The organism is Moorena sp. SIO4G3 (genome assembly GCF_010692305.1).
Lineage (GTDB): Bacteria > Cyanobacteriota > Cyanobacteriia > Cyanobacteriales > Coleofasciculaceae > Moorena > Moorena producens_A.
The window spans coordinates 1-10315 of record NZ_JAAHIG010000315.1 but is presented as its reverse complement, the minus strand read 5'-3'; the positions used below and the strand labels follow the sequence as shown (position 1 = coordinate 10315).

The 10315-nt window shown below is 44.7% G+C and carries 11 protein-coding genes; 5 read left to right on the top strand and 6 right to left on the bottom strand.

Going from position 1 to position 10315, the window contains the following annotated elements; translation table 11 throughout:
• Positions 1 to 1819 (bottom strand): filamentous hemagglutinin N-terminal domain-containing protein (locus F6J99_RS34530; protein ID WP_293119913.1); only part of this gene is annotated, 1819 nt, incomplete at its 3' end.
• A gap of 127 nt (positions 1820 to 1946) precedes the next feature.
• Here F6J99_RS34530 and F6J99_RS34525 point away from each other — a divergent pair.
• Complete coding sequence (locus F6J99_RS34525) at positions 1947 to 2225, top strand: hypothetical protein (protein WP_293119911.1); 279 nt, start codon at positions 1947 to 1949, stop codon at positions 2223 to 2225.
• Here the strand turns inward: F6J99_RS34525 and F6J99_RS34520 are convergent.
• Positions 2178 to 3167: an NF038122 family metalloprotease gene (locus tag F6J99_RS34520; protein ID WP_293119917.1), complete on the bottom strand. Its 990-nt coding sequence runs from the start codon at positions 3165 to 3167 to the stop codon at positions 2178 to 2180. The genes F6J99_RS34525 and F6J99_RS34520 overlap by 48 nt on opposite strands.
• Positions 3168 to 3226: 59 nt before the next feature.
• Here F6J99_RS34520 and F6J99_RS34515 point away from each other — a divergent pair, with 59 nt between their 5' ends.
• Positions 3227 to 4552 (top strand): transposase, encoded by a 1326-nt coding sequence (locus F6J99_RS34515; protein WP_293119909.1) that lies wholly within the window; start codon positions 3227 to 3229, stop codon positions 4550 to 4552.
• Positions 4553 to 4565: 13 nt separating this feature from the next.
• On the opposite strand, the gene F6J99_RS34510 is transcribed toward F6J99_RS34515, so the two are convergent.
• Both F6J99_RS34510 and F6J99_RS34505 read right to left on the bottom strand, forming a co-directional pair.
• On the bottom strand, positions 4566 to 5114 hold the full coding sequence (locus F6J99_RS34510; protein WP_293119907.1) for an NF038122 family metalloprotease: 549 nt from the start codon (positions 5112 to 5114) through the stop codon (positions 4566 to 4568).
• A gap of 488 nt (positions 5115 to 5602) precedes the next feature.
• Positions 5603 to 7087, bottom strand: coding sequence for an NF038122 family metalloprotease (locus F6J99_RS34505; protein ID WP_293119905.1), 1485 nt, complete (start codon positions 7085 to 7087; stop codon positions 5603 to 5605).
• Between the two features lie 288 nt (positions 7088 to 7375).
• Between F6J99_RS34505 and F6J99_RS34500 the strand changes: the two genes are divergently transcribed.
• Positions 7376 to 8569 (top strand): DNA double-strand break repair nuclease NurA, encoded by a 1194-nt coding sequence (locus F6J99_RS34500; protein ID WP_293119903.1) that lies wholly within the window; start codon positions 7376 to 7378, stop codon positions 8567 to 8569.
• A 15-nt stretch (positions 8570 to 8584) separates the two neighbouring features.
• Here the strand turns inward: F6J99_RS34500 and F6J99_RS34495 are convergent, their stop codons facing one another.
• Complete coding sequence (locus F6J99_RS34495; RefSeq protein ID WP_293119901.1) at positions 8585 to 8791, bottom strand: hypothetical protein; 207 nt, start codon at positions 8789 to 8791, stop codon at positions 8585 to 8587.
• A 34-nt stretch (positions 8792 to 8825) separates the two neighbouring features.
• On the opposite strand from F6J99_RS34495, the gene F6J99_RS34490 reads away from it, so the two are divergent.
• Both F6J99_RS34490 and F6J99_RS34485 read left to right on the top strand, forming a co-directional pair.
• Positions 8826 to 8978: a hypothetical protein gene (locus F6J99_RS34490; RefSeq protein ID WP_293119899.1), complete on the top strand. Its 153-nt coding sequence runs from the start codon at positions 8826 to 8828 to the stop codon at positions 8976 to 8978.
• Between the two features lie 47 nt (positions 8979 to 9025).
• Positions 9026 to 9634, top strand: a complete 609-nt coding sequence (locus tag F6J99_RS34485) for a hypothetical protein (RefSeq protein WP_293119915.1) — start codon at positions 9026 to 9028, stop codon at positions 9632 to 9634.
• A gap of 172 nt (positions 9635 to 9806) precedes the next feature.
• Here the strand turns inward: F6J99_RS34485 and xseB are convergent, their stop codons facing one another.
• On the bottom strand, positions 9807 to 10070 hold the full coding sequence (gene xseB, locus F6J99_RS34480) for an exodeoxyribonuclease VII small subunit (protein WP_293119897.1): 264 nt from the start codon (positions 10068 to 10070) through the stop codon (positions 9807 to 9809).
• Positions 10071 to 10315: the final 245 nt, after the last annotated feature.

The window sequence follows — 10315 nt, the reverse complement described above, 5'->3', positions numbered from 1 at the left end:
CCTGGTGTTGATGCTTACGAACAAAAGTATCGTCAACGCACTCTCTCCTATCTTGAGAAAAAAGCTCAGACTCTTGGTTTTGATCTTGTTCCCCAGTCCTCACCAGGCGAATGTGTTTCTTAAGAGTCTCAATGGTCAAGTCGCCCCCATTCCCAATCGCGTTTGGTCGGACTTCTGTAAATAAGCCACTAGGTACTTCTGCGGTTGAGGTGCCAGTCAATTGCACATCTTGAGCCTTAACAGTCAAGGAACCTGCATTGCCTATACCAACAATATTCGCTGAAATTTGAGCCCCATCAGTAACTCGCAAGCGTTCCGTTTCAACAATTAAGTTACCCCCATTCCCGGTAGCCCCTGGTCCTACATCTGCCAACAACCTACTCGGGAACCTGCCAAAAGCGGTACCAATCAGGTCTACGTCCTTGGCCTGAACTCGCAAATCTCCCCCATTGCCAGAGCCAAAGGTACTAGCTGAGATCTCAGCCCCATCAGTAACTCGCAAGCGTTCCGTGTCAACAATTAAGTTACCCCCATTCCCAGTAGCCCCTCGTCCTACTAGCACAAACAAAGCACTGGGACCAAAGTTCGACCCAGCAATCACCTCTATCTCAGCAGTGGTAACCGTCAAGGTGCCAGCATTCCCTGAGCTAAAGGTGGCACTGGAGATCTGAGCGCCATCAGCAACCCGCAACTGTTCCGTGTCAATAACTACATTACCCCCATTCCCTATAGCCCCTGGTGCTACATCAGTAGATAAACGGGTGGAAAAGTCATTATTGGCAGCGCTACCAATAACGTCCAATGCCTCCGTCGCCGTTACCGTCAAACTTCCCCCAGCCCCACTGCTCACGGTATCGGCTAAGATGGCTGACCCCTCACTCACGGTCACCCGCCGACCCTGCACCTGGATTTCCCCCCCGTCATTACCACTGGTACTCACCGAGGCAGCTTGGGACAAGGTAATATCCTGAAATTGTCCTACATCCTCATAGCTTAAGGTCCAACCTAAGTTACTTGGGGTCAGGGTTACCATCCCTTCTCCCTGGACACTCCCCAGTTCAATCCGTCCTCCGGCTGTGGTGAGATTTCCTCCTGTAACAGCCACATCACCCCCCACCAAGGCTAAGGTTTTACCTGACTGTACTTCTAGCCCCACCGGTCGATTATCTGTGTTCACGGCAAAAAATATAGCCGGATTAATACTCAGATTGTTCCCAGGTCCGTTGATCACAATTCCGCCTGGAATGCCTTGGGAGCCATACTGTAAACCAGTGGGAATATTAATGGTTAAGAGAGGAGGCTCCTGGGGATTGGTCGCACTAAATTCACTGCCATCGGCAAATTTAATGCTGTTGGCGGTAGAGCCGATAAACGAACCACCAATATCTAGAGAAGCCTCCGAACCAAACACGATGCCATTGGGATTGATTAAAAACAGGTTAGCGCTACCGTTAGCCCGAATTAAGCCATCAATAGTAGAAATTGACCCACCAGTGACCCGGCTAATAATATTCTCAATGGTGACGGAATTGTTGAAAAAGGCTGTATTGCCAGTCAGAACCGAAAACTGCTCGAAGCTATGGAACAGATTACCCCCTGCAGTGGTACCACCAGTAATCTCAATGATGTTGCCATTAGGAGTAACAATGGAATTGTTGGGTAGAGTATTATCTGGAACAATTTGAGCAGAGCAGAGCAAGGGGATCTGAGCCACTAGGTAACAGGCAATGGGCAAGGTCAGGAGTTGGTTTAAGGGTTTGTTTAAGGGTTTGTTTTGATGGGACCTAGGTGGCAATTTACAAAAATCTGTGGTGACCATGAGGCTTTTCTAGAGACTGAAGCATGTGGTGGGCAATAACTATCCTCTAGAATTCCCAAACCTCTAGACCAAGTAACGCTAGTGATCGGAATTGCTAAAATCAATAAGATTCCTCACAAAAACAACTATGACTGCTATTGGGATCAAACCATCCACCTTTTTGCCTCAAGGACTTCGCCTTGAGCGAACCCATAACTTAACCCTTTTCAAATTCACCGATGAGCTTGGGGAGCGGATGCAAACCCTGCTGGATAAGAAAAAAGACGATCAACTCACTCCAGACGAAACACTGGAGCTGGAAGCCATTGGCGAACTGGATGATATTTTCAGCTATATCAATGCCGTGATGATGGCTGCACTACCTGCGACGACCCTTGAACAGACCACCAATGCCCAACAGACCTAACCCAATTAAGCCACTGGTCGCCCCTGGGTCTGGCACCTGAGCCACTCCCTGGTCAGGATTAAAGGTTGACCAATTGAAATCGTTAAAAAACCCCTCCTGTTCCATCAACTGGCCTAATACTTGCCCACTGCCACTGCCACTGCCGCCACCACCACCACTGCTGCCACCACCGCCACTGCCGCCACCACCACCACTGCTACCGCCACCACCACCGCCACCATGGCCCCATTCGTACATGTCGATTACATCATCGATGCGGTCTTCAGTTAGCCAGGAGCCTGCTGTTTCGTTATCATTGGCGATATACCAGTCGATGGATGAGGCATCGACGTTAGGATCATTCAAATAGTCACCGATTTTGTCCGCTAAGGTATTCTTGGCGTTGTTGAGCAAGTTATCCAGATTTAGGGTCATATTGGATTCACTGGGGTGGTCATCTGAGCCAAACACAACGGGGTTAAGGTCAAAGCCAATCACATCAAAGGCTCGTAAATCCAGTGCTGAGATATCCGACCTCTCTCCCCAACCTAGGGCTGGCTTCATAATGCCTAAATCATTGCCGTAACCGTCCCAGTGGCTGGCTTGATAGCCATCACCTCCGTCTCCTAAATTGAGATCCTTGCCTTCGGAAAAGTATGCCAGAGCTTTATTACCCCCATCAATGGAAAAGTAGGCGTTGGCACCATAGCCTAATTCAAGCTTTTTTTCGTCTTCGCTCAACTCACTATAGCGGTACATATCCAGGGCGGTAGTACGCATCAGACGCTCAAGGTTCATCTCATCACTAGCGTCGTAATCCGCGAGGATTGTTGAATCCACCCCACTGACGAAGCCCAAGATATGACCAATTTCATGCATGGCCACACTCAGGAAGTCTACGGCGTTTGATGGGGTTGGGGCGTTACCGCAAAGCGATGGTGAAAGCCCCTGTCTTTTAAGCAGGGGATGAAACCGAGCGAGCCGTCACAGTAGACACATTTATGTGTCCTGTTTATGGTAAAATGGAAAATGCAAGGGAGGTGATTCAAGTGTACGGCTGTCAGCAGGTTTTATTAAATCCAGATCAAGAGTTATTGGCAATTCTCAACTTTTTATGCATACAATCCCATAGATTGACAAATATGGGAATCTACTTTGCTCGTCAAATCTACTTTAAAGCCAATCGCTACATCAGCAAGTTTGAGCTAGAAAAAGAATACAAGCTCAATCGTAACTATAAGGCACTTCACTCCCAAGCAGCACAACAAATACTTCGTTCGGTCTACGAGTCTTTTAAATCCTACAAAGAATTGATTAAAGCATACCGAGAAGGGAAGATTGAGCATAGACCGAGACTGCCCAAGTATAGAAAAAAGGGAGGTTTGGCATTGGTCAGTTATCCCAAGCAAGCTTTAAGATTAATAGATGGAAACATAAGAATACCATTGGGAAGACAAGTAAAGTGCTGGTTTGGGATTGATAGTTTTAGGTTGCCTCTTCCTAGCAATATTGAATTTGATGACATCAGAGAATTAAGAATACTGCCAAGGAATAGATGTTTCTATGTTGAGTTGGTTTATAAAAAAGAAATAAAAACACCAATTGTAGAACCAGATAATGTACTTGGGATTGACCCAGGATTGGATAATTGGCTAACCTGTGTTTCTAATGTAGGAACGAGCTTTATTATTGATGGTAAGCAGATCAAATCGATGAATCGTTGGTATAACAAACAGATATCAACAATTAAACAAGGCAAACCACAAGGATTTTGGTCTAACCACCTAGGGGCGATAACTGAAAAACGTAACCGTCAAATGCGTGATGGAATTAACAAAGCCGCAAGACTAGTTATCAATCATTGCTTAAAAAATCAAATTGGTCGAGTTATTTTTGGTTGGAATAAAGGAGGCAAGAATGAGATAGATCTAGGTAAAAAGACTAACTCGGAATTTGTGCCAATACCTACAGCTAGACTGAAAAAGAGAATAGCCGGGCTTTGTCAACAGTATGGAATCGAGTTCATAGAAACAGAGGAAAGCTATACCAGTAAAGCATCGTTCTTAGATGGTGACTATCTGCCTAAATATGGTGAAAAACCCAAGGATTGGAAGCCATCAGGGAGAAGAACGAAACGCGGTTTATACCGAACAGCAATGAATTGGTATGTCAATGCGGATTGTAATGGTGCTGCCAATATAATACGCAAAGTAAGCAGAACGCTAGGTATTAACCTAGACGAACTGGGTAGGGGCGTTTTGACTTCCACAGGGTATTCCTGTGGTCAGTTAATAAGAAAAAAGTGTGGAGTGATGCGGATTCATCCCATCACGAAACATCCTTATTAGAATCCCCGTCTCTTTAGAGCGGGGAGTAGTCAAGCTGGTAATCATAGCTCCAATTGAAGGTGTCATTCATAACGATATAGCCATCCAGCAGGGAGTTATTGCTGTGGTAATTTATGGCTTTGGCATTGGCATTGGTCAGGGCAATCTTTGTGTTGTTCCACCCTTGTCCGCTTTCAAACATGGCTTGATAGTGAATATTGTCATTATCATTTTCATCGTCTTGCAGCTTATTATGAGCAATCTCATCATCTTTCGATGTTATATCAGACTCCAGCTTCTGCAGAAATGTGCCGTAGTTTTTATTCTTTTGCAGACCAGGGAGTGCCCCACCGAGGATATTTGAGGGCAAGCTGTCTGTCATCTCCACGTGAATTTTGACGGTGATATCATCGGTTAAATAGTAAGACCAAATCTCACCAGCCATTTCAAACCCCAGCATTTGTTCAAGGGTAGTCCCTGGTTGATAGCTGAAGTCGAAGTCTATGGCTTGAGCTGGGGCGTTACCACCAATTACTGCTGCGGATGCCAGGGACAAGGATATGATTAATTGGTGATTCTTCATAAGATTTTACCTTGTAGAAATTACGGACATGGATACTGTCAGTATGAAAAGGTGATGTATGCAATCATGTTGGTGATCTGAAGCTGGTGTATAGAATCGTTTTTTTTATTGGATCCTGATATATAAAATAAATAGCAAGGGAGTCCAAAAAATCAAAAAATCAAAAAATATTTTTATTAATTAAAATAGTAATTACTTTGATACTAATTTAGGATGACCAGACTAGGAGAGCTGACATTATTTATCCAGACTATATCAACGAACTCTCTGCTACTCTAAATCTGAAGCGCTATTGTAGTTATCAATTAGGCTTATTATTTATTATTTGAAATTCAAAAAAAAAATTCCCTTTATGGTTAAACAATTTCGCTATTCAGCAACGCCATTGTTTTTACAAATACTTAAGATGCACCCTTCGGATCTCTTTGCTACTGTTCCGGTGATCCGCTGTTCCCTGTTCCCTTTTTTGATCAGGCCAGATGGCTGCATTAGCTGCGACGACCCTTTAACAGACCACCAAGGCCGAACAAACCTAACCCAATTAAGCCACTGGTCGCCCCTGGGTCTGGCACCTGAGCCCAACTCTGGTCAGGATTAAAGGTTGACCAATTGAAATCCGAAAAAAAACCTTGTTCTAGCACGTGGCCTAATACTTGCCCACTGCCACTGCCACTGCTGCCACTGCTGCCACTGCCACCACCACCGCCACTACCACCACTGCTACCGCCACCAACATCACCATTATGGCCCCATTCGTACATATCGATCACATCGTCGATCCGGTCTTCAGTTAGCCAGGAGCCTGCTGTTTGGTTATCATTGGCGATATACCAGTCGATGGATGAGGCATTGATGCTAGAATTATTCAGATAGTCACCGATTTTGTCGGCTAAGGTATTCTTGGCGTTGTTGAGCAAGTTATTGAAATTGAGGGTCATATTTGATTCACTGGGGCGTCCATCTGAGCCGAACACAACGGGGTTAAGGTCAAAGCCAATCACATCAAAGGCTTGTAAATCCAGTGCTGACATATCGGCTCTCTCTCCCCAACCTAGGGCTGGTTTCATCATGCCCAAATCATCGCCCAGACCGTCCCAGTGGCTGGCTTGATAGCCATCACCTCCGAATCCTAAATCGACATCCTTGCCTTCAGAAAAGTATGCCAGAGCTGTATCACCCCCATCAATGGAAAAGAAGGCATTGGCACCATAGGCTAATTCAAGGAAGTCATTATCTTCGCTCCAGTCACTATAGCGGTACATATCCAGGGCAGTAGTACGCAACAGACGCTCAAGGTTCATCTGATAACTAGCATCATAATCCGCGAGTATGGTCGAATCGACACCACTGACGAAGCCCAAGATATGACCAATTTCATGGACGGCCACACTCAGAAAGTCAACACTCAGAAAGCGGATGATTGTGTCTAATAGGGTTGCGCTACGGTCGTAATTATAGCTCCAAATAAAGTCGCTATTCATGACGATATAGCCATCAAGCATGGAGTTATTGCTGTGGTAATTTATGGCTTTGGCATTGGCATTGGTCAGAGAAATGTTTTTGTTGTACCACCCACTTCCGCTTTCAAACACGGAATGATAGCGAGTATTGCCATCACTATAGTGATGGGCTTGCAGATTATTATAAGCAGTATAATCATCTGCCGATGTTCTATCGGAATAGAGCTTTTGCCGATAGGTGCCGTAGTTTTTATTCTGTTGCAGACCAGGGAGTGCCCCACCCAGGATGTTTGAGGGCAAGTCATCTGTCATCTCAACGTGAATTTTGACGGTGACATCATCCGTTAAATAGTAAGACCAAATTTCACCAGCCATTTCAAACCCGAGCATTTGTTGGAGGGAAGTCCCTGGTTGATAGCTGAAGTCGAAGTCTATGGCTTGAGCTGGGGCGTTACCACCAATTACTGCTGCTGATGCCAGGGACAAGGACTTGATTAACTGGCGATTCTTCATAAAATCTTACCTCGTAGAAATTACTGACGAAATTACGGACATGGATACTGTCAGTATGAAAAGGTAATGTATGCAATCGTGTTTGTGATCTGAGGCTGATGTATAGGATCAGGTTTGTTATTGGACCCTGATGTATACAATGGTGTTTATTTATCTGTGTTTGTTTAGGATCACTGAATGAGTCGTTTAGGATCACTGAATGAGTCGTTTAGGATCACAAGAAACCTGTGTTACAGATCACTAGTTTGAACTTCGTAAATCTACGGTAAATCTACTGATGAGCTCTCCATGCTTGATCTGGCAAAACTGGCAGGACAAATTCCTGGTATTAGTAACCACCTGAGACTAGAGGCGGTGGCGTCTCGCCAACGCCTAGAACGGGCGGAACAATTACTGGCAAAGGCTAAAACACAACAAGATAGTTTGGTCAAGTCTCATCAGCAATGGCGCGATCGCATGATCTTCACGGCGGCAACACCGGTAGAATCTCTGGATACTTGTGTTGATATCAGTAGTCCCCCGGAAAGCCATAGTGTTTTCGCTACGGATGGGTCTCAAATTTCCCCCTCTCACCACGAAATCCTCTACTGTTATGTGATTAATGTGGGTCGGGTAATGTTGCACTATGGACAAAGTCTGTATCCTCTGTTGGATAGTATGCCCGAAGTGTTCTACCGACCGGAAGACTTATATATTTCTCGTCAGTGGGGGATTCGCACGGAGGAGTGGATGGGACATCGACGCACCATTTCCGAGGTATCGATGTTAGCAGAAATGGCTTGCCGTTGGGTGAATCCACCAGCTCCCCACAGGGATACTCCCAATTTAGCGATAGTAGATGGTTCCTTGATTTACTGGTTTCTTGATGGGATGCCAGGGGATGCACGCGATCGCATCTTGCCTCCGATTCTAACAGCTTGGGAGCAGTTGCGTGCTGTTAATGTACCCCTGATCGGCTACCTGAGTGCTTCTCGTAGTGTGGAAATGGTGAATTTCCTGAGATTACCAGCTTGTCCCTATGAAACACCCAAATGTATCACCCAATGTGGTAATCTCACGGACAAGTTGCCTTGTCAGGTGATAGACCCCTTGCGGGATACCACTCTCTGGGCAAGTTTATTGCAACCAGGACAGCGTAGCCCTCTATTTCAGAGTTCCGCACGGATTCTGGAATTATACGACCATCACCGGATCTATTTCTGTTATGTCCATGTGGGTACAGAAATTGCTCGGATCGAGATGCCAGAATGGGTAGCCCAGAATTCCGCATTGCTGAATCAAGCGTTGAGTTTAATGCTGGGGCAGGTCTATAAAGGCTATGGTTATCCCATTGCTGTGTCTGAAGCTCATAATCAGGCAGTGATAAAGGCCGGTGACCGGAATCGCTTCTTTGCCTTGCTTGAACAACAAATGATTCGGGCAGGTGTCAAGAATGTGGGAATATCCTATAAAGAGGCTCGTAAACGGGGCAGTATTAGTTGACTTAAGGGTTGAAGGTTAGTCGGTTGAAGGTTGGAGGTTGAAGGTTAGAGGTTGAAGGTTGAACGCGATCGCGTGGCCAAAGGCCAAGGTTGAAGGTTGAACGCGATGGACTTCGTCCCGCTTTGCTGCGAAGCGCGTGGCCAAAGGCCAAGGTTGAAGGTTGCAGGTTGAACGCGATGGACTTCGTCCCGCTTTGCTGCGAAGCGCGTGGCCAAAGGCCAAGGTTAGTTGGTTGGAGGTTAGTCGGTCTTAATCATTGATAATTTATTTATATAGCGCTTCTCATACCTATGATGTAAACAGAATTTTTTCCCTCTTGCCTCTTGCCTCTTGCCTCTTGCCTCTTGCCTGCTCCCTGCTCCCTGCTCCCAGATCCGCTGTTCCCTATTCCCTGTTCCCTGCTCCCTAAAACCCAGAACCAAAGTAAATCACCCAATTAAAAACCGGTATATTGTCATGGCAAATGTATTAAGACTTCTGTTTAAGCAAGATAGCTATCTCAAGCAAGAGCCGATTCAATCGTCGCAATTGCCTGATAATAAACGTGAGATGATCCCAGCAGGTACTATATTAGTACTTCGCTATTATGGTCAGGAATCTGGCAATCACCTTAAACTGGGTTTAAAAGATATTGCGTTTAAGGGGTTCAGTGGTGATTGGTATGCCTTTGAGGACCATGTAGCAATTATGATGGATAGTATTCAACCGGTAGAAACGGTTAGTAATGTAGTGTCTAAACAAGAGGATAAGACTGCTTTCAACATTCCTATTTATCAGAATACGTTACTCAATAAACCTGTTTTACTTAACCTTTTCTTTAATCAAGATACGGTAATTAAGCGAGCTCCTGTTCAATCTAGTATGTTGAATGAAGCATCAAAGCAAGAAATTCCAGCAGGCACTGAATTGGTGATTGTTACAGATCAAGCTAATGCTGATAATACGGTTAAGTTTACGGTGGAGGAGAATCACGTAAAATTTAGCCTCAAAGATCTGGAATTCAAGGGCTTTAGTGAAGATTGGTATGCCTTTGGTGGACATGTTGGTATTCAAGGGATGGGCTGATGTTAGCGGTCAGCTTTGTGGCACAGGCTTCTAGTTTGTGGAACAGGCTTCTAATTTGTGGCACAGGCTTCTAGTTTGTGGCACAGGCTTCTAGCCTGTGACCTAAAGAATGCTTACCTCTTTTATTCAAAAGCTGACAGCTGACCGCTGATAGCTGACAGGCTTATTACTATTAAAAATCAGAATCATTAGTCAGCGTCTCAATCAACAAATCCATCTGTTGCTGTCGCTGATCCAGAAAATATTCACATTGATGGAGATATTCGACAGCAGCAGAGAACTGATCAAACACCTCTGCTAGTTCTAGTTCTCCCGTTTCTATTTGCCTAATAATAGTTTCAACTTTAGCCACCGTCGCTTCATAGTTCCAGGTTTCTCCAGAAGGTATTTTATTTAAGTTTGAATCACTTAGGTTTGAATTAGATTGAATTTCCATATTATAGTTTTTATTAATTTACTAATTTACTAATTATTTTCACTAATTAAAATAATTTTTATAGCGTTTATTGGATTTACGAGGTACACTTATCAACCTCAAAGTCCCCCTTTTTAAGGGTAGGGCTGTTTCAAACTTTAATAAGTTAACGATTATTGGAGATAGGGGGATAGGGGGATAGGGGGATAGGGAAATAAACTAAAATTTCCCGAAAAATCCGCCAATTTAGTCATTAAAATCTGACA

Excerpts from the sequence above, each read along its gene's own strand:
- F6J99_RS34525 (WP_293119911.1), top strand. The coding sequence starts at position 1,947 with ATGACTGCTATTGGGATCAAACCATCCACCTTTTTGCCTCAAGGACTT.
- F6J99_RS34515 (WP_293119909.1), top strand. The coding sequence starts at position 3,227 with ATGGAAAATGCAAGGGAGGTGATTCAAGTGTACGGCTGTCAGCAGGTT.
- F6J99_RS34510 (WP_293119907.1), bottom strand. The coding sequence starts at position 5,114 with ATGAAGAATCACCAATTAATCATATCCTTGTCCCTGGCATCCGCAGCA.
- F6J99_RS34505 (WP_293119905.1), bottom strand. The coding sequence starts at position 7,087 with ATGAAGAATCGCCAGTTAATCAAGTCCTTGTCCCTGGCATCAGCAGCA.
- F6J99_RS34500 (WP_293119903.1), top strand. The coding sequence starts at position 7,376 with ATGCTTGATCTGGCAAAACTGGCAGGACAAATTCCTGGTATTAGTAAC.
- F6J99_RS34485 (WP_293119915.1), top strand. The coding sequence starts at position 9,026 with ATGGCAAATGTATTAAGACTTCTGTTTAAGCAAGATAGCTATCTCAAG.
- xseB (WP_293119897.1), bottom strand. The coding sequence starts at position 10,070 with ATGGAAATTCAATCTAATTCAAACCTAAGTGATTCAAACTTAAATAAA.